The 21,307-nt window shown below is 32.2% G+C and carries 15 protein-coding genes; 3 read left to right on the plus strand and 12 right to left on the minus strand.

Features of this window, described 5'->3' with window-relative positions:
• Nucleotides 1–2 precede the first annotated feature (2 nt).
• Together QLS71_RS01500 and QLS71_RS01505 are read right to left on the minus strand one after the other, a co-directional pair.
• Nucleotides 3–2,834 carry a sugar-binding domain-containing protein gene (locus tag QLS71_RS01500; RefSeq protein WP_308991301.1) on the minus strand — a complete coding sequence of 944 codons (2,832 nt, stop codon included), beginning with the start codon at nucleotides 2,832–2,834 and terminating at the stop codon, nucleotides 3–5.
• 11 nt (nucleotides 2,835–2,845) lie between these two features.
• Nucleotides 2,846–4,249 carry a sugar porter family MFS transporter gene (locus QLS71_RS01505; protein ID WP_308991300.1) on the minus strand — a complete coding sequence of 468 codons (1,404 nt, stop codon included), beginning with the start codon at nucleotides 4,247–4,249 and terminating at the stop codon, nucleotides 2,846–2,848.
• A gap of 201 nt (nucleotides 4,250–4,450) precedes the next feature.
• On the opposite strand from QLS71_RS01505, the gene QLS71_RS01510 reads away from it, so the two are divergent.
• Nucleotides 4,451–5,332, plus strand: a complete 882-nt coding sequence (locus tag QLS71_RS01510) for an AraC family transcriptional regulator (protein ID WP_308991299.1) — start codon at nucleotides 4,451–4,453, stop codon at nucleotides 5,330–5,332.
• Nucleotides 5,333–5,476: 144 nt separating this feature from the next.
• Here the strand turns inward: QLS71_RS01510 and uxaC are convergent, their stop codons facing one another.
• A complete protein-coding gene (gene uxaC, locus QLS71_RS01515) occupies nucleotides 5,477–6,898 on the minus strand; it encodes a glucuronate isomerase (protein WP_308991298.1) in 1,422 nt (473 codons plus the stop codon).
• Nucleotides 6,899–7,072: 174 nt separating this feature from the next.
• On the opposite strand from uxaC, the gene QLS71_RS01520 reads away from it, so the two are divergent.
• Nucleotides 7,073–8,218, plus strand: coding sequence for a DNA-binding transcriptional regulator (locus tag QLS71_RS01520; RefSeq protein WP_308991297.1), 1,146 nt, complete (start codon nucleotides 7,073–7,075; stop codon nucleotides 8,216–8,218).
• A 16-nt stretch (nucleotides 8,219–8,234) separates the two neighbouring features.
• Here QLS71_RS01520 and QLS71_RS01525 read toward each other — a convergent pair whose 3' ends face one another.
• From QLS71_RS01525 to QLS71_RS01565, 9 genes are all read right to left on the minus strand, one after another.
• Nucleotides 8,235–9,419: a UxaA family hydrolase gene (locus QLS71_RS01525; RefSeq protein ID WP_308991296.1), complete on the minus strand. Its 1,185-nt coding sequence runs from the start codon at nucleotides 9,417–9,419 to the stop codon at nucleotides 8,235–8,237.
• 16 nt (nucleotides 9,420–9,435) lie between these two features.
• Nucleotides 9,436–9,705, minus strand: coding sequence for a UxaA family hydrolase (locus QLS71_RS01530; RefSeq protein ID WP_308991295.1), 270 nt, complete (start codon nucleotides 9,703–9,705; stop codon nucleotides 9,436–9,438).
• 2 nt (nucleotides 9,706–9,707) lie between these two features.
• Entirely contained in the window at nucleotides 9,708–11,012 is a 1,305-nt protein-coding gene (locus tag QLS71_RS01535) for an MFS transporter (protein WP_308991294.1), read from the minus strand.
• Nucleotides 11,013–11,035: 23 nt separating this feature from the next.
• Entirely contained in the window at nucleotides 11,036–11,791 is a 756-nt protein-coding gene (locus QLS71_RS01540; protein WP_308991293.1) for an SDR family oxidoreductase, read from the minus strand.
• A gap of 12 nt (nucleotides 11,792–11,803) precedes the next feature.
• Complete coding sequence (locus tag QLS71_RS01545) at nucleotides 11,804–12,496, minus strand: RraA family protein (RefSeq protein ID WP_308991292.1); 693 nt, start codon at nucleotides 12,494–12,496, stop codon at nucleotides 11,804–11,806.
• Between the two features lie 340 nt (nucleotides 12,497–12,836).
• On the minus strand, nucleotides 12,837–14,417 hold the full coding sequence (locus tag QLS71_RS01550; protein ID WP_308991291.1) for a RagB/SusD family nutrient uptake outer membrane protein: 1,581 nt from the start codon (nucleotides 14,415–14,417) through the stop codon (nucleotides 12,837–12,839).
• Nucleotides 14,418–14,434: 17 nt separating this feature from the next.
• Nucleotides 14,435–17,764: a TonB-dependent receptor gene (locus QLS71_RS01555; RefSeq protein WP_308991290.1), complete on the minus strand. Its 3,330-nt coding sequence runs from the start codon at nucleotides 17,762–17,764 to the stop codon at nucleotides 14,435–14,437.
• A gap of 94 nt (nucleotides 17,765–17,858) precedes the next feature.
• The gene (locus tag QLS71_RS01560) at nucleotides 17,859–19,022 is read right to left on the minus strand and encodes a FecR domain-containing protein (RefSeq protein WP_308991289.1); all 1,164 of its coding nucleotides are present in this window, start codon (nucleotides 19,020–19,022) and stop codon (nucleotides 17,859–17,861) included.
• Between the two features lie 107 nt (nucleotides 19,023–19,129).
• Nucleotides 19,130–19,684: an RNA polymerase sigma-70 factor gene (locus QLS71_RS01565; protein ID WP_308991288.1), complete on the minus strand. Its 555-nt coding sequence runs from the start codon at nucleotides 19,682–19,684 to the stop codon at nucleotides 19,130–19,132.
• Between the two features lie 408 nt (nucleotides 19,685–20,092).
• On the opposite strand from QLS71_RS01565, the gene QLS71_RS01570 reads away from it, so the two are divergent.
• Nucleotides 20,093–21,247 (plus strand): endo-1,4-beta-xylanase, encoded by a 1,155-nt coding sequence (locus QLS71_RS01570; RefSeq protein WP_308991287.1) that lies wholly within the window; start codon nucleotides 20,093–20,095, stop codon nucleotides 21,245–21,247.
• Nucleotides 21,248–21,307: the final 60 nt, after the last annotated feature.

The following is a 21,307-nucleotide window of genomic DNA, read 5'->3' on the forward strand; positions in this document are numbered from 1 at the left end:
TTTTATTTTTTATATAAGTTTATAATAGATTTTACATCTAATTCTACCGAAGGATTAAAAGCATCAGAAACCATATATTTTTTCAAACTATAAAGCAATTGCTGTGCTTCTGGTCTATTTTCGATACCTGAGATTAAGTCGACTCCTGACACTAAAAGTTTCCCTTTTCCTATTTTCACTTCAAAAACCAAAGCCAATCTGCGGTTAGTAAACCAATCGTCAATGACTCGTACCACTGGCTTTAAATCAGGTGAAAATTCATCTAGAATAATTGCATTGGAATGACTCATAGCATCCCACCACTGCCAATTAGAATGATATTCTGTTGGAAATTCAGTTAAAGCCGGGTGACTAGGATCGCATAAAACTCCCAAAGTATGAGGCTTTTCTCCCTGAGTCCATGCCGTATTCCAGAAAATACTTGAAAAACCAATACCTACTTCACCTCCTTTTTCAGGTTTTACACTACCTTTTTTTGAAGTCAATAAAACCTTTCCTCCATTTTCTAAATAAGAAATAGTCGCTTTATCTAAAGTACTAACTACTTTAAACTGGGTTTTATCTATTTGTTTTTTTTCGAAAGGATATACCCAAACATCCCAACTATTAGAAAAATTACCAACATTTACAGTCAGTGTTAATTTTTGAGGTGTTTCGATTTCATTTAGATTCACATCTATTTTCCCTAAAGGAATACCATTATCTTGGGGGATATCTCTTTTTTCAAAATCGCCTTGTTTAATTACATGTCCAGAAACGTTTGTAAGTTTCCATGAGGTTGAAGCATTTTTTAATGCATGCTCTCCAAAATGGGCGACTTCAATAGCAGCTTCTAAATTTTCAGTATTAAAAAACACGCGTTTCTTCAAACGTGCTAAAGGGACTGTTTCATTACAGAATCGACTATATTCTTCTGGTGAAATATATCCTTTTTCATCCCAAAAGGCATCTAAAACACCTATTAAAGCTGTTCCTTGCCCTGGGAAATCATGTAAATCTAATAATTGAAATCCTCCAAAACCTTTAGTTCTTAAAGCCGCTTCAATATCTGATTTATAACATAGCGCTTGTAATTTACCAGAAGCTAACATTAAACTATCTGAAAGTTGCCCCATGTGATTGTCTTCTAAAGTTTCTTTAAAAACCTCAAAATTCTTTGGCTTTAAAACACCTGTGTATTTTGGAATTTCCTTAAAATTTGGATACACACACCATTGCCCAATTTCATGACTTACATAAGGCATTGGTATGGTGTCTATAATATAATTATAATCAAAATCTGTTTGAGGCCTCTTGTTAATAATACTTCTTAAACCCTCTCCCCATCTTTGAATACGCGCATACGAATTATTATAATAATCTAAATTATCTAAATAAGGCCTATCAGCCGCACCTGTATAAAGTCTGCGGTTATCAATCTTTCTAAAATGATCTACATATTTTCTTAAATAGGGTTTGTGATTTCTACGAAGTGGCTCATTACCAGTGGTCATCATTACAAAAGAAGGATGATTACCGTAAGCATCTAAAATAGCTTGCGTTTCCTTATACAACCATTCATCAACTGGGTATCCATCACCTATAGAAGAATTACCATTAGGCCAAGTAGAAGCTTCTACCTGCAAATAAACGCCTAATTCATCAGCAGCTTCTAAAGCAGCTTCAGGAGGACACCATGAATGAAAACGCATATGATTTAAACCATGTGCCTTCACAATCTTTAAAATTCTTCTCCAAGAGGCAACATCTGTTGCTGGATAGCCTGTTTTTGGAAATATGGCACATTCTAGAGTTCCACGAAGAAATACCGGTTTATCATTTATAACAAAACGAGTCCCTTTGGTTTTAAACTCTCGCATACCAAAAGTAACTTCTTCAGAATCTTCACCTAAAGGTGATTTTAAACTCAAAGACATCGTATACAAATTAGGGTGAAATTCATCCCAAAGCAAAGGATTATCTCCCATTGGATAACCTAATTCAAAAGTGCCTTCAGTATTAATTTCAACATCCTTTAAAACCTCTTCTAATAATTGAGGATTCTCTCCAACACCTTTTACTTTTACTCGCAATTGGATTTTTTGATTTTCACCTATACTATTCTTAATCGCTCCAATTATAGTTACTTTCTTTTTAGCTACGTCTGGATAAATTTTCACATCTTTAAATGCCATTGAAGATTTAGCTTCCAATTTAATAGCTCCCACGATGCCATTCCAGTTCGTTTGCGTATGATCGGTCATACTATGCGCATTTATACCAGGATTAATATCATGAATGGCATTATCTATTCTTATTGAAATAATATGCTTTCCTACTGGCAAATTCCCTAAATCATAGTTATGAGGCGTACCTAAACTATTTTGCATGCCTATATACTTATTATCAATCCAAACTTGTGTTTCCCAATGCGGGCGCTCAAGTTTTAATTCTATATTCTTAGTTGTCCACGAAGCAGGAACATCAATCTCTTTTTGATACCACGCGGCACCTACATAATGTTTGTCAGGCTGAAGCCAAAAGGGAATCTTTACATTTCCATCGGCTCTATATTTAGCATACTTTTCAATCGTATACCATGCGCTATCTACAATTTGTCCAGTCCATTTTGTTTTAACAGAGATATCATTTCCCTTTCCATTCTCTGTCATAGAACCCGGTAACTTGACATGTTCAGGTAATTTTTGAGTATACCATTTTTCAGTAATACCCATATTTAATGAATCGATTTTAAATTGCCAATCACCAGATAAATCGAGTTCTCTAGGTTCTTGCTTCCCACAAGACACTATGGCTAAAAAGAGAAGTACTATAGTTATGTTTATAAATTTCATATTATGATTATTTATTTTTCTTCTTTTGATAACTCCTTTTCAATTTCTTCTAAACTTTTTCCTTTGGTTTCAGGAAGTTTTTGTTTGATAAAAACAAACCCTAAAACACATATAAAACTATATACCCAAAATGTTCCATAAGAACCTAATGCTTCATTTAAAATGGGAAATGTAAACGTTAATATAAAGGAGGCTACCCAAAGTGAAAAAGTAGCAATTGCCATAGCAACACCTCTTAATCTATTAGGAAATATTTCTGAAAGCACCACCCAAGTAATAGGAGCAAGCGACATCGAATAAATAGCAATAGCTGTAATTACCAACACTAAAACAGGCCAGCCTTTAAACTCAAAATAATAAGCAGCTCCTAAAATAGCATATACAACTGCAAGACCGATAGAACCAAAAAGCATTAATTTTCTACGCCCCCAACTATCAACTGTTCGCATCGCAACAAACGTGAAGATTAGATTAACACTACCCGTAATAACAATATTGAATAACATATCGCCAACACTATACCCTGCTGATGTAAAAATTTCTTGCGCATAATTAAAAATGATATTAATACCACACCACTGCTGAAATATAGCTAATACAATCCCAATTATTAAAACAGGAAATACTTTAGGGCTACGCAGATCTGAAACAGAAAACTTCTCTTTAACAGTTTCATTAAATGATGCTTTTATATTAGCTAATTCTTGTAATGCATAGTCTGTTCCTCCTATTTTATTTAAAACACGACTCGCTTTTTCATCTTTATTAACCTTAACTAAAAATCGTGGGCTTTCAGGCACCAAAAACATGAATATAAAAAACAATCCAGCTGGAATTAATTCTGCCCAAAACATGATACGCCAACCTGTTTGTCCGTTCCAAGAATTCAAAATATCAGTTGGGGTTGCACTATCAAGAATGGGTTCTGCTATTAACCAATTTGCAATTTGAGCCGCCAAAATACCAACTACAATAGTAAGTTGATTAATAGCTACAAACCGACCTCTAAATTTAGCCGGAGCAATTTCTGCAATATACATAGGTGATAATGTAGACGCTAAACCGATCCCTAATCCGCCAATTAATCGGTACCAAATAAACGGTGTAAAGTTATCTACCCAACCTGTCCCCAATGCAGATACAGTAAATAAAATAGACGCAATAATTAAAGATTTCTTTCTACCTAATCTATCAGCAATAACGCCAGAAATAACAGCCCCCAAAACACAACCTATAAGCGCACTACTCATAGCCCAACCTTGTAGTGCAGGTGAATTTGTAATGCCAAAATTTAGTTCGTAAAAGGGTTTTGCGCCTCCAATAACTACCCAGTCGTAACCAAATAACAAACCACCCATGGCAGACACAAACGCTAATGACAATAAATATGGAATATTAAATTTAGTTGGTTTCATTTATAATTTAGTTTTATATAGATTATTTTGATTGATTTTATAAAAAAATTAAATTAATAAGACTTACTATTTTTACTTTACATTTACACTTCATTTTACTTAATAAATGATTTATAAAACATAAATTATTTGTTTTTATTAAATATGACGCTAATTAATTACAAATAACACAATAAAAAAATAGATTATTTATCAATAAATATGGACAATTCAACTTTTAAGGATGGTTTTATAGGTCAAAAAATGATAGTACTACCTAGCGAAGCAAAAACAAGAGTTAAAAACAATCTAATTACTAGTCATTTTTTTATATCCGATTTAGGTTATTTCCCAAAAGCTAGTTATCATTTTATAAAACGAAAAAAAAATCATGACGATTATATATTCATTTATTGTGTAGAAGGACGTGGAAAAGTAAAAATTAATGATCTAAATACTACTATATCTCCAAATGAATATATCATTATCCCTAAGCACACAGCTCACAGCTATAAATCTCACAAAGAAGATCCTTGGAGTATTTATTGGATGCATTTTGATGGAATAATTGCGAACGCTTTATATGAAAGACACAAATTAAGTTATAACAAAATTATCCCTTTTAATAATGATCGTATTAAATTATTTAATCAAATTTTTGAGATTTTTAATAGTAACTATATAGATACTCAACTTGAATATGCTAATATTTTAAGTTTAACTTTTTTAAGTTCATTTATTTATAATGCTATTGAAACATCCATAAATATTCATAAAAATGACAACTTAGTTGGAAGTATTATTGATTTTTTAAATTACAATATTGACAAATCATATAAATCTGAAGATATTGCTGAAGAATTTAATCTATCCACATCTTACATTCATACAATTTTCAAAAAACGAACTGGTTACTCATTAATTCATTTCTTTAATCTAAAAAAAATTCAAAAAGCTTGTGAATACTTAAACTACACCGATTTAAATATAAAAGAAATCAGCATAAAATTAGGCATTAACGACGCTTTATATTTTTCTAGATTATTTAAAAAATATATGGGTGTTTCTCCTAAAACTTATAAAGAAAGTCATAATCAATTATGACTTTTCAAAAAAAGGGAGGCATTAGTTCCAAGATTTAAGGTGCTACCTTTCAGTTTCAAATGCTTCAATAATTTTACACTCTAGAAGTTAAAGTTAATTTACGGACACACAAAACCTTATTTTAGAATTCATCATATAATCTTTCTAATATTTAAACCCATTAAAATAGTTTTTAGCATTATAATAACTGATATCGCTGATAATCTTACCTAACCACTTTTCATCGGCAGGTAATTCCCCATTTGTCACATCATTCCCTATTAGATTACACAATATGCGCCTAAAATATTCGTGTCTTGGAAAAGACATAAAGCTTCTAGAATCTGTTAACATACCCACAAAACAACTTAATAATCCCATATTCGATAGTGCATTCATTTGTTTTTCCATACCATCTTTCTGGTCTAAAAACCACCAACCAGCTCCAAACTGTATTTTACCTCTAATGCTTCCGTCGTTAAAATTACCAATCATAGTTGCTATTAACTCGTTATCAGCAGGATTTAAATTGTAAAGAATTGTTTTGGTTAATTGATCGGTGCTATCTAAATAATTTAGAAACTGTCCTAAAGATCGTGCTTGAGGAAAATCTCCAATAGAATCCCAACCAGAATCACGCCCTCTTAGTTGTAACATTCTAGAATTCACACTTCGTAATGCGCCCAAATGAAATTGTTGTACCCAGCCCCTTTTATGATATTCTTTACAAAGATGTTTTAAAGTTTCACATTTAAAATAATTAATTTCATCTTGAGAAAGCACCTTATGATTTTTAATCTTATTGAAGATTACAATGATGTCAAACGCTCCTGTTTTAAAATAAGGTAACAACTCCAAGCCATGATCAGAAAGACGACAACCATTTTCATGAAAATAATCGATTCTTTTATCTAGTGCTTCCAATAAATCATCAAAATTTGAAATAGAAACCGCCGATACTTGTTCTAATTGTTCTAAATACTGAAGAAATGATGGCGCATCTTCAACAGCAAAAGCCTTATCTGGACGAAAGGCTGTAGACATAACCAAGGACACATCTTGACTACGTAAATTTTTATGATGTCTTAAATCATCTAAAGGGTCTTCTGTAGTACAAACCACTTCAACATTTTGCATTTCCAACAAACCTCTCGTACTATGAGATTTTTGTTGTAATTGACGCATCGTTTCATCATATATAGTATTGGCATTCTCCCCCGTGAGTAATTCATCAATGCCATAATAGCGTTTTAACTCTAAATGACTCCAATGATATAGTGGGTTACGCAAGGTGTATGGTACAGCTTCTCCCCATTTCTGGAATTTTTCTCTATCGGATGCATTCCCTGTTATATATTTTTCATCAATACCCAAAGTTCGCATCGCACGCCATTTATAATGATCTCCAGCCAACCAAACTTGAGAACAATTTTCAAATTGATGGTTTTTAGCTATATTTTCAGGAGGTAAATGATTGTGATAATCTATTATAGGAAGATCTTTCGCATAATTATGATATAAAGCTTTTGCAATTTCCGAACGAAGTAAAAAGTCCTCATGAAAAATAGTTGAATGTTTGGTATCCATGCGCTGTGTATAATATGTTTAATGATTTTAAACGAAAATAAGTTAATAACACAAATTTAACGAGCCTATTTTCGTAGTTTTATAGCCATTTCATGCAAATATAAATGATGTTATGCTTTTTGATTTCACCTTATAAAATTTTGAAATGATAGACACCTTTAATAAAAAATCTAGATGAAAAAGGTTTTTGTTCAACTTGAATCAGGTCGTGGTTACGGTCGTGACTTACTAAAAGGAATTCATGAGTATAATAACCAATTCTCTAATTGGGAAATTGTTTTTGAACCAGCATATTACCTTAAAACTTCACAGAAAAATGATATAAGTAAGTTAATAAAACTTATGAAACCAGACGGCTGTATTCTTGAAAACATAGATAACATGTCTATGATTACCAAACTTGGAGTTCCATTTATACGAGCTAATAGCTTGGATCATATTGAAGAGTCTCCTTATCTAAAAGGGAATTATGAATCAGATGGGAAAGTAGCTGTCGATTATTTTTTATCTCTTGGTTTTAAAAGACTTGCTTTTTTTGGGGTAAAAGATTTAGCATGGTCTGATGGTAGATATGCAAGTTTTAAAAATCATGCTCAATTAAATGGTATTGAAGTTTCTCATTATTTAGCTGAAAACACATCCAAAAAAGGATTAAGACATGATTTTGAAGGTATAATAGCTTGGTTAAAATCTTTACCTAAACCGATAGGTATTTTATGTTGTAATGATGATTTTGGACAAATGCTAATTAACGCCTGCTCCCTTAGTCATTTAAAAATACCCTATGAAATTGCTATTTTAGGGATTGACAATGATGAATTACTATGTAATATGACGCATCCTAAACTTTCTAGCATTGCTCGAAATCATAGAAAAGCTGCATTTAATGCCTGTAAAATTTTAGATAGGATGATGAATGATGAATTTATTGAAGATTATATTATTCCGACTGAACCTCTTGATGTGGTTGAACGCACCTCCACAGATATTATAGCTTGTAATGATACAGAAGTTATAAAAGCACTCCATTATATCAGAAATAATACGCATTTAAATTTAACCGTAACAAATGTGGTTGAAGTAACTAATATAAGCCGAAGAAGTTTATACACTAGATTTAAAACCGTAACCAAAAACACCATCTACGATGAAATACAATTACAAAAACTTAAAAAATTTAAAACCCTACTAAGAAATCAAAATTTATCAGTTAAAGAAATTGCTTTTAGTCTTGGTTTTGATGATGCAAGCCATATAAGTAGGTGGTTTTCGTCAATTGAAGGCATCCCTCCTATTAAATGGCGGAACGAAAATATATAATTAAGGAAATAAAGAATTACATATCGCAATTTTTCTTGCCATACTCAAAATATTTATAGCCTAGACTAAACTCTTGATGACCTAACATTTCAGATTTTGTTTTTTTACCTGCAATTACTTCTTTAATAAGTATGTAAATTTCATCTCCAAGTTCTTCTAATGAAGCACCTTCTGTAATTATCTTTCCTGAATTAATATCCATATCACCCGAAAGGTTTTCAAAAGTTTTAGGATTTCCACAAACTTTAATGACTGGAGATATGGCTGAACCTACAACAGAACCACGCCCTGTTGAAAAGAGAATAATATGGCAGCCACTGGCAATCATTTCTACAATTTCAGTATTGTCGTTAATATTTGGAAAACCCCATAGAGCATCACCATCGGGAACTACATCCATAAAATACAAACCAGATTCTGTAGGTATTTCTCCTGGACGAATTAAAGCCTTTATAGGCAAACTACCACTTTTTGAATAGGAGCCTAACGATTTTTCTTCAATAGTTGTTAATCCGCCAACAGCATTACCAGCCGAAAAACTATCGTGCCCCATCTTTTTATAATAATTATCAGCTTTTTTGATACAAGCTACTAACTCTTTACCCACTTCTTCATTCGCTGCTCTTTCTGCCATTAAATGCTCGCACCCCATGAGCTCACCAGGCTCTTCAAACATACAAATAGCACCTTCAGCAACCAATTTATCAAAAGCTTTCCCAATGGAAGGGTTTGCTGTAAATCCACTAGTGGCATCAGAACCTCCACAAATGGTTCCAACCATGAGATCGGTAAGTTTAAAATCTACTTTTTCTACTTCATTCAGTTCTGAAAAAAAGTTACTTATAATCTCTTTTCCTTTTTGTACTGATGTAAGCGTGCCTCCACACTCTTGTATCACTAATTTTTCAACGGGTCTACCACTTTCTGAAATATGCTTGGACAATCCATGTCTATTAAAATTTTCACAACCTAAAGACACCAACAAAACCGCTCCAACATTCGGGTGTGTACAAAGATTTTGCATCATTTTATGAGCGTAATCATTGGGTGCGCAACCACTAAAACCTATTAAGTGAACTTCTTGACCTGAAAATTCTGAAACAATTTGGCGAGCCACATGATGGGCACATTCAACCAAATAAGCTACAATAATAATATTGCGAATCCCTTTTCTTCCGTCTTTTCTTAAATACCCCTTCATTTTATGGATTTAAACTTTATTGATTAATTAAATAATCGGTTTCCAAATTATGGCTATGCACATGTTCGCCTGGAACTATATCTTGTGTGGCGCTTCCTATTGAAAGACCATATTTTAATATTTTGTCCTTTGTTGCAATGGACTTTATCGCTATTTTATGACCAAAATCTATAGTCTCTATTAATTTAACCTCTTCTCCATTTACGTTAATAATTGTATCTGCCTCAAAACTCTTTAAAGCAATTACAATATTATCATTGACATGCAATTGAACAAATTTTTCCATTTTTATTGATCAATAGGTTTTATTTGAGGAATCATTATTTTTAATATTAACCAAGCTAATAAATACATAGTGCTTGCAATAATAAAAATAAGGGTATAACTACCGCTGATATCTAAAACTAGTCCTACAAACGATGCCGCCAAAGCCCCACCTATAGCTCCCGCAAACCCAGAAAGCCCTACCATAGTGGCTACTGCTTTTTTAGGATAAATATCAGACACAATAGTGAAAATATTAGATGCCCACCCTTGATGTGCCGCCGTCGCAAAACCAATAATAATAACAACAATCCAAAGGTTATCAAACTGTGTTGCAAAAGTTAAAGGTAATACGAGCATCGCACAAACTAAGATGGCTGTTTTTCTAGCAAAATCAATGGTTTTACCAATTTTTATAAGTCTAGAAGATAATGCACCTCCAAAAACGCCACCAATGCTTGCCATTGAATAAATGATAATGAGCGGTACAATAGAGTGTTTAAGATCTATATTCTGAGTTTTGTTTAAAAAATCGGGTGCCCAAAAAAGAAAAAACCACCAAACCCAATCTGTAAAAAAACGTGAGAAACAAATAGCATAGGTTTGTCTGTACTTAAATAAAGCCCCCCAAGTGATTCCTTTGGAATCTGTTGTTTCTACTACAGTATCATTATCTGATAAAATATATTCCAACTCTTTAGCTGATACTCGTTTATGTTTTTCAGGAACTCTGTAAATTAAAACCCAAAAAACAATCCAAATAAAACCTAACAGCCCTGTGATTATAAAAGCCCATTTCCAATTTAATACAAGAGTTATACCTCCAACAATTATTGGAGCAAGAATGGCACCAACGGTCGCCCCCGAATTAAATATACCTGTAGCCAATGCTCTGTCTTTTTTAGGAAACCATTCTGCCACCGTTTTTACCGCTGCAGGAAAATTAGCTGCTTCACCAATCCCTAAAATAGACCTTACAATCCCGAACCCCATAACAGAATGCACAAAAGCATGCAAAACGGCTCCTATACTCCATATGATAATTGCCACGGTGTATCCTAATCGAGATCCTAACTTATCCAACATCCTTCCGCTAATTAAAAGTCCAATAGCATAGGCAATTTGAAAGGCTGTAACGATGTAACCATAATCGGCTTCAGTCCAATGTAAATCTTTCTCTATAAAGGGTTTTAATAGACCTATTACTTGCCTGTCTATATAATTAATAGTCGTTGCAAAAAAAAGCAAAGCCACTATAGTCCATCTTATTTTGGAATCTTTAGCGTTTGGATTAGTAAATGTGGTGGTGGTGGTGGTGTTAGTTGGCATTTTTTTTATTGTTTGGCTAATTATTAAAAACCTCCTGCAGCTCCTCCGTCAACAGGAAGAAAAACTCCATTAATATATTTACCAGCATCAGATGCTAAATAAAGTGCAGCGTAACCAATATCTTCTGGTTCTCCAAAGTTACCTGATGGTATTCTGCCTAAAATTTTAGTTTTCCTTGGCAAATCATGATCAATAGCCTTATGAAGCATGGGTGATTCTATCCATCCTGGAGCTATCGTGTTAATTCTAACATTATCAACTGCAAGTTCAGAAACCATACTTCTCATTAAACCTACAATAGCCGTTTTAGCTGTAGAATAGGCAACAACTTGTTTCATTCCCATAACCGCAGTCATTGAACTAATAAGAATAATAGAACCTTGCTTCCTTTTAATCATGCTTTTTGCAAACTCTCTAGTAAGTGCAAAAACACTCATTAAGTGCACATTTAAGACTCCTAAAAATTCACTATCCGTAGTATCAATGGCATTTTTTTTCAAATGCGTTCCTGCACAATTTATTAATATGTCTATATGCCCCCAATTAGTTTCTGTTTCTAGAACTAAACTTGGAATTTTATCTAAATCGGTAACATCAAATGATTTATAACTACAATTATCCCCTAATGATTTTTTAGCTTCCATCAATTTATTTTCACTTCTACCAATTAACAAAACTTGAGCCCCTGCTTCTATAAATGTTTTGGCAATACCAAGTCCGATACCACTTCCACCGCCTGTAATGACCGCTTTTTTTCCTTCTAAACTAAATGCTTTCATTTTATTTTATTTTTACATGATACCAAATTTCTCAAACGCTTCTACTGTACTCATACCTTCTTGAAGTGCTTTTAAAACTAATTTTTCTCCTCTAGCTTTTTCTAAAGCCTTTTCAAAAACTTCATCTTGAATGTCTTGCGGAACAATAACAACCCCGTCTAAATCACCATAAATAATATCTCCTGGATTGATTCTAACATTACCAATCTCTATAGGCACTCTATAATCAATCACCTTTCCCCGAGGGCCTTGATCTTGCGCATAAGTCCCCATACTGAATACAGGAAAACCTAATTTTAAAACTTCATTGGTATCTCTTGAATAACCATCTACAACTGCTCCAGAAGCCTTTAATTTCATGGCTCGTGTACTCATTAAACCACCCCAAAGTGCATAGCGTAAAGAAGATCCTGTACAAATGTATACTTCATCTTCCTCTAAGCTATCTAGCGCTTCGAACATGATACCAAAAGGCTTATTGATATAACTATTATGCGATTTTTCTAACTGTTCGCCAAAGACATCTGCTTCAACTACCGGCATTGCTTTACCAAAAACTATGGATTTTGAATCTACTGGTTTTATGCCAGCGGGTAAAAACTGATGCAAATACCCCATTTTATCCATAACATCCCCTACCAACGCTGTAAAAAGCTCTGTATGAACAATTTCCTTAAGTTCCTTAAAGCTATTATAATACTTCATTTTTTATTTATTTTAAAACATTTAAAAGCCATTAACTAATTATATCAATAACCATGTGATTTCAAAAATAGCTAGAGGAACCATCATTACCTCAACCCTATTTTGTTATTTTACATCCATTATGTGCAAATCCATTTAAAAACAGCTCCCTTTATATAACTTGAAAGGTTATAATTGAGTCCTTCTTTTTAAAAGTAAAAAAACAAAACCCATATACTTGTATATCTAAATACAATTACACAGGTTTTGTAAATAAAAAAACTAAATAATAAACTAACTATTTTTAATATCTTAGGAAGTGTTAGCTCAAATACTAGTGCTTTTGAATATATTTCTTATCTTAATTGGAAACATTATTAGGATTCTGTACTAATTCTGGATTTGAATCATAATCGTATTGTGGTATTTTAAATAAGAAGTTTTTTGATGGAACAAATTCCAAAGGTGCATCTACATACATGTAAATCCCTTGTTGATTTCCCCATTCCACATGGTTTTTCACATTTTCACCAATTCGGTCTGTTCTTAAACCATCATAGTATAAAAGACCTTCTCCAACAAATTCCCAACCTCTTTCTCTATATATAGCATCTGAAAATTCTTCTGGACTTAAGCCCGATGGCAAATCCAGAAGATCTGCTCTATTACGAACCTTATTTACATAAAAATATGCTGCTGCTGGTCCATTTAACTCATTTTCAGCTTCTGCATAATCAAGTAAAACATCTGCATAACGAATAACATAAGAGTTTGCTTGCGGTTTTTTTAATGCTGCAGACTCTGGTGTACGGTCATAAAATTTAAGATTACCAGGAGATGCTGTTTTCCAACCTTTAGAACCTGGATAAAAACCTTTGTCTTCTGGTACAAATTCTGAAGTTTCTAGAATATTACTAGGATTACCTTTTTCTGTTACATTATAGCTTGTTAAAAAGCTGCCTTCTTTACGAGTATCAGTATCACTATAAGATAGATAATGTTGAATTGAAGGTCCAAAACGACGATACATGTAACAGCCTAAGGTATATTCTGTGATATTAACACCAAACATAACATGATTGTTATTGTACTCATCATCAACAGCACCATATTGAAGTTCAAAAACAGACTCCATCCCATTTTTGTTATTAGTGTTCCACCAAAACCATAAATCTTTAAAATCAGGTTCTAAATCATACTCAACAGATTTTATTACTTCAAAGCAATAATCTTTTGCTTTTTGAAAATAAGCCCTATCACCTGTCATACTACCTCTAGTTAAATATACATCTCCGAGTAAAGCTTGAGCTGCTCCTTTAGATGCTCTCCAAATATCATTTTGACCATATTCAGATTTCTTAGGCAGATTTGCTTCTGCATATTCTAAATCTTCAATAAGATAAGCATAGGTTTCATCAACGGTTTTTCTAGGAAGATTAAGACCTTCAAGACCTTCTGTAAACGATTCAGGAATTGGTACACCACCAAACATTCGTACTAAGTTATAGTATGTGGCTGCTCTAAGAAATCTAGCTTCAGCAAAATATCTGGTTTTAAGTGTTTCGGCCATACTTACTTTCTCACCTCTTCCAATTACTAAATTAGCTCTGTTTATAATATTATAAGCATCGTCCCAATTAGTAATAACCATTTTATCAGCATTATTAACATCAGACCATATATTCCATAAGTGTACATCATCTTTTGCATATGCTGGAGAACCAAATTCTGTTCTAACTTCTAAATACATGATGTATTTATAATATCCGTTAAAACCTCTTTGATAACCATCATAAACACCCGTTAAAGCAGTTGAAAGTTCATCTCCTGTATTATAATAGTTATTTGGAGATAAAAACGTATATGGCTCTTCTGATAAATCACTGCATTGAACAAACAGTAGTACAGTGCAGCTTAAAATTATATATTTTATTAGTTTCATTTTCTTTTCTTTTAGGGTTAAAATTTAGCACTAAAGCCTAGAATTATTGCTTTAGAATAAGGGAAATTCGAATTTCCGTTTTCAGGGTTGTAACCTCTGTGATTGGCAGTATTTATATAATTTTGAGCATTAACATAAATATTTAGTTCTTTAATCCAGTCTACATGGGTTATAATTGATGAAAAATCATATCCTAATTTAATGTTTTTTACAATAAAATAGTTCCAATCTCCATTGGTTCGATCAGACAAATAAACTTCTTGAGCACCAGCACGTGGAAAAGTTCCTGACGTATTGGTTGGGCTCCACATGCGATCATATGCATATTGCGTTGGCATATAATTTCTATTTTGAATTTGACTTTCACCAAAAATCAAATAACTTTCCGCATTATCAGGTAATCCATTAGCAGAAGCTATTCCATTAGCACCTTGTCCGTAAATATCGAGTGATAATTTTTTATAAGATACGCTTGTTGAAATACCATAAAAAAGGTCTGGAGTCGTAGCACCAATATTAATATAATCATCACTATTTATTGTTTTATCTGGTGTATGATCAACATACATTTCTTCTCCCAATTTAGCAGAAGATCGTATTTCTTGATAAGCCGTTAATTGGTCTTGAGTTCTAATAATTCCAGCCGATTCTCTAGCCCACACACTATTAACAGGCTCTCCAACAACCAAATAACTAGCAAGACCTGCTGATGATGATCCTAAGTTAATCCTATCAACATCACCATATAATTCAACAATTTCATTTTTGTTTTTTGAAATATTTGCTGTTACATCCCATTTAAAATCTGAATCTAGGATTCTTACATGAGCCGTTAATTCAAGACCAACATTTTTTACTTCTCCTATATTTTGTAACATGCTTGAATACCCCGAGGAAGTTGGAATGGGCACATTATATAGTAAATCTGATGTTCTACGCGTATAATAATCTAAATTCAAATCTAATCGGTTCCATAGACTAACATCTAATCCAACATTGTACTGAATATTACGCTCCCATTTTAAATCTGGGTTTCCAATGGTTTCTACAAATCCTAAAATAGGCACGCCATCATACACATAATACGCTGTGCTTAAAGAAGATAAAGATTTATAATTACCTATCTCTTGATTACCTGTAACACCATAACTGGTTCTTAATTTTAGAGCACTAATTATATCGTTATTCTGCATAAAAGGCTCTTTGTCAATGGTCCACCCAAAACCTATAGAAGGAAAAAATCCCCATTTATTATTTTCTCCAAAACGAGAAGACCCATCATATCTACCTGTGGCAGTAAGTAAATATTTATCTGCATACGAGTACGAAGCTCTTGCTGTCCAAGAAATTAATTTATTTGAATATTTATCTGATTCTGCACTTAGGCTTTCTCTTGAAGCGTATGAAATATCATTTGCTCCAGTGGCATCATTCTGAAAACCAGACCCACTTACTTTTAAATCTTCATATATATAATCTTGCCATGAATAAACACCTGTTGCTGTTAAACGATGTTTATCATTCCAAGTATTACTGTAAGTTAAAATGTTGTCTGTTAATTGACTCGTCTTTCTCATATAAGTTTGCCCACCATTTCCTGTACTACCAGAGTTTATTCCAGAAACAGATTCTGATGTATTATACACATATTGTTTTTCGTTAGATATATCAACTCCAAAATTTGTTTTAAAAGTTACATTTTTCACAGGGGTAAAAATCGCATATATATCACCCAATACCCTATCGGACTTTAACTCATCTGTTACTTCTAAAGCATTTGAAACAGGATTCCATGGGCCTTCGAAATAAGAGCTTATATTAGGATCTTCGGTTGCGTAATGCCAACTACCATCATCATTTTTAACTGGAATTGTTGGCCATCCATAGCGAAAAATATCTCCAGTTGGATCATTACGAACATCTCGTTGAGACCTGCCTGTTTGTAAATGTGTCCCTACTGTTAACCATGGTTTATACTCATGATTTAAATTAGCACGCACCGTTAATTTTTTAAAACCAGATGCTTCTACCATTCCTCCTTGAGAAAAAATATTACCAGACAACATGTAAGTTGTTTTGTCGTTTCCCCCACTAAAAGCTACTGAATAATTCTGTGTTTGTTCAACATTTTGAATAATCTCATCTTGCCAATTAACATTATAATTAGGTGCTGGATTTGATGCAGAATATACGGGATTGCCATTTGAATACGTGTAAGCATCGTTAATGAAATTTATAAAATCTGTTCTTCCAAGCATTTTTGGTAAACGCGCAGGGGTAGCAAATCCTGTGGAGCCTAATACTTCTAAATTATTTTGCCCAGATTTTCCTTTTTTAGTTGTAATTAATATAACCCCATTTGCACCTCTAGAACCATAAATTGCAGCCGAAGAAGCATCTTTTAATATTTCCATAGATTCGATATCGTTTGAATTAATATCGTTTAAGTTATTATTTATCAATGGAAAGCCATCAACAACAATTAATGGTTCATTACCTGCACTTATAGAGCCACTACCTCGGATCCTTATAGTAGGTGTAGCACCAGGAGAAGCATCGTTATTTATAACCGATACTCCGGAGGCTTTCCCTTGTAATGCCTCAATTGGATTTGAACTGGATACCGTATTAAAAACGTCTCCTTTAATTTGAGTTATGGCACCTGTTAAATCACTTTTTCTCATGGTTCCATAACCAACAACAATAACTTCATCTAATGAAGCCGCATCTTCTAATAAATTTACCGTTATTGTGGTTCTGCTATTTATTGCTGTTTCTTGAGTAACAAAGCCTAAATATGAAAAAACAAGTGTGGCATTTGCATTTGAAACTTTTAAGGCGAAATCTCCATTAAAATCAGTTTGCGTTCCATTATTAGTACCTTTCTCGATAATATTAGCTCCTGGAAGCGGTTGGTTATTCGCATCGAAAACGGTTCCATTTATTTGAAAACCTTGTTTTTTGGTATCATCTATTTGTGAAGGCTTTTCTTTAATTACAATCGTATTATTTTCAGTAAGTTCAAAGTTAAGATCCTTAGATGATAGTACTTGTTCTAATAGTTTAGACGCTAGTATTTCTCCCTTTTTCACATAAACCTCTGGACTATCTTTAAATAAATCTTTAGGATAAATAAAGCGATAATTAGTTTGATGTTTAATAATTTTAAAAACCTGATTTACAGACATTGATTTATTACTTTCTATCACTACTTTTTCTTGAGAAAAAGAATTCCCTGCACTTAAACTAAAAACAGTTGTGCATAATAAAAAAATGAGTGTTTTCATAATTGCTAATAATAGCTGTCTTCTAAAAAGAGAGAGGACAATAGTTGATTTATTTTTCATAAATTTGTTTGGTGTTAGTTAGACATTTAATTAATACTATCTTAGAAGGGAAGAAGTTAGATACACCGCCAAATGTTTTTACTTCTCCCTTTTTTTATTTTAATATTACAGTTTTCTTCTCTATCACATATTTATTAATTGCTTTAAAATTTTTAATAATTGACAATATTTCTTTTATATCTTGATTTTTATCTAAAATGCCATTAAATTCTATATTCTCAATAGCTTTATTTTCAAAAACAACCTCCATATCATACCATCTTGACAAAACTTTCATTATTTCCTTTAGTGATTTGTTTTCAAAACTAAAAACACCATCCTTCCAAGAAACGACGTTATAAACATCTACCATTTCTAATGCTAAGTCATTCGTGTTTGTATTTAAATTAGATTGTTGACTAGGTAATAAATTTTGTTTCTTACCGTCATAATTCAAGGCTACTTTACCTTCTACAAGAGTTGTATAGGTATTTGTTTCATCTTTATACGCTTTTATATTAAATTCGGTACCTATAACCTCCACTTCTTGATTCTTATTTAATACTTTGAATTTAGCCCCCTTGTGCTTAGAGCTAGGAGACACATTAAAATAGGCTTCACCATAAACTAGTTCCACTTCTCTATTGCCCCCATCAATAAATGCTACAGGATACTTTAGTTGTGATTCAGAATTTAACCATACTTGAGTACCATCTGATAATTTTAAATAAAACTGACCACCTCTTGGGATTGTCAGATAATTATATTTTATTTCTGAAGATGTTTTTTTGGACGAATTATAAACCAATTTTGTACCGTTACTATTTATAGTATTCGTTTGAAATGTGTTACCTTTTTCTAAAGTAATATTGGATCCATCATCCAATGTTAAAATAGCTTTATCGGTTCCTTTTTCTATAAGATTATTAAGTTTAACCACTTTTTCTTTTTCTGAATTAGTAGGCAAATCATCTTTAAAAAAATAGCTTGTTGCCAATATCCCCACAACAGCAGCCGCAGCCGCATACCTCCAATACGTCTTTTTTACCGGTATTATAATCTTACTCTTAATTTTATCTAAATCAGCTTGCTCATTAATTTGACTTTTTAAATTTAGTCGTTCATTAATTAAAGATTCATCTGTAAGATTCTTTAAAATATATTCTTTATCTGATTCATTAAAAATTTCTGAATGCTCTATAATTTTAGATTTTTCGTTTTTCAATAAAGACGCTGCTATTTCTTTTGATAGCTCTATTATTTTATTAAATCTGGGCATAAAATATATGTTGATTTATCCTAAATGTATGCTTATTTAACTATAAGACGACAAAAAAGCTTAGTAGGGTTAAAAATTTGATAAAAAAATATAGTTTTTTTTTTAATTTACTGAATATCAAAGACAAAAGCTATTAAAATAAAGTAGTCTTTTAGTAGTGGTCTAAGTTTTTTATAAGCTATTTTCTTTTGAGTCTTTATAGTATTGATAGACAAATTTAGCTCTTCTGCTATTTCAGGATTTGTAAATTCTCTAATACTTAGCCTTATAATTTGAGCACATTTATTGGGTAGGGAATTAATGGCATTTTCAATAATACCGGAAGCTTCTGTAATAACCACTTCACGTAAAAAAAATGATTCTGTTTCAATTTCTGCCATTTCTTTCATAGAGAAACGCTCGGTTGACTTGTAATTCTTACTCTTAAGATAATCAAGTGATTTATTTTTTACGGATGTATAAAGATATGATTTAATGTTGCTTTCGTTTTTAAACTCAATCTTATCTTCCCATATTTTTATAAATACATCCTGAACAATATCTTTAGATACTTCTAAATCCTCAATATATTTATTTGAAAACACACATAATAAAGAATATAACTTATTGAAAAGAACTTTATATTCTTTTAATGTTAATTTATATGTATCATTATTTTTCATCTCTCTGGTCAAAACTAATTAAAAGAAACTAACTTTTATTATTAAATTGTTTTTGTTTATTTTAGGTTTATTGATTCTTAAACTTAGTAAAATAGTTTTGAACAATCTTCTGGATCTTGAATATATCTCAAGTACAAACCAAATCTGTTGAAATGTGTTAAATCGAGACCAATTAGGTGGCATTATGTAAACTAGTGGGTTTTATTTTTGGACATTGTTTTCTACTCCAATTGCGAAAACACCTATAAGACACTTAAAAACGGTATGTGTTTTTATTGTCTAAAATGATTGTCTGTTTACAAGATTTTTAAAACTCTAAATGTTTCAAATAACGTTATTTTGGGTATTGAGAATATTGGAGAAGCTTATAAAATTATTATCTTTCGAAAAATTTAAATTTATAATCGAATGAAATTCAAAACGTTACTTTTATTATCTTTTATTGTTTTTTTTAATTGCAAAAAACAAAATTCAGAACCTGAGCTACAATCGATATCAACTTTAAAAGAATATTTTAAAGATGCATTCTTAATTGGAAACGCACTTAATGAAGATATAGTTTCTGGAAAAGATACTTCATCGCAAAACATTATACTAAAACAATTTAATGCCATTACTCCCGAAAATGTAATGAAAGCGGAACGAATAAACCCTGAACCTGGCGTCTACAATTTTAAGCCTGCAGATGATTTTGTGGAATTCGGACAAAAAAATAATATGTTTATTGTTGGTCATACTTTAGTTTGGCATAACCAAACACCCGCTTGGTTTTTTCAAGATAAAGACCATAACCCAAATACTAAAGAAGCACAAATCGAACGCCTGCGAAGCCATATAGAAACAGTAGCTGGTAGATATGCTGGTAAAGTAAATGCTTGGGATGTTGTAAATGAAGTGATAGATAATGATGGTTCTTACCGACCTACAACTTGGGTAAATGGAGTTGGTAATGGGGATACTTTGGTGAAAAATGCTTTTAAGTTTACTAATATGTATGCTCCAAACACCGAGTTATATTACAATGATTTTAATGCTTGGAGACCTACAAAAAGAGATGGTATTATGCGAATGGTAAGAATGCTTCAAAAAGAAGGTGTTCGAATTGATGGGATTGGTATTCAAGGGCATTGGGGCCTTAATTATCCTAAAACAGAATACATTGAAGCAGCCATAGATTCTTTTGCATCACTTGGAGTAAAAGTAATGATTACTGAATTAGATATTGACGTATTACCTCTAACTAAAGAAGGACAAATTATTGGAACAGGTTTGTTACATCCTCAATATGATTTAGAAGAATTTAAAACATTTTTAGATCCTTATCAAGATGGTTTACCTGAAGAGATGCAACAACAATTAGCAAATAGATATGCTGAATTATTTGAAATTTTTTATAGAAAGCGTGATAAAATAGACCGAGTAACTTTTTGGGGATTACACGATGGTATGTCTTGGAAAAATGATTATCCTATAGCTAACAGAACCAACTATCCCTTATTATACGATAGAAATAAAAATGCCAAACCTGCTTTAAATGCTATATTAAATATTAAAAAGGATTAGTTATCTTAATTCTTAAATCAACTCACTCTTTTGTTCATGTAAAAAAATATAATAACTTTG

The sequence above is a fragment of the Mariniflexile litorale genome, from assembly GCF_031128465.2.
Taxonomy (GTDB): Bacteria; Bacteroidota; Bacteroidia; order Flavobacteriales; family Flavobacteriaceae; genus Mariniflexile; species Mariniflexile litorale.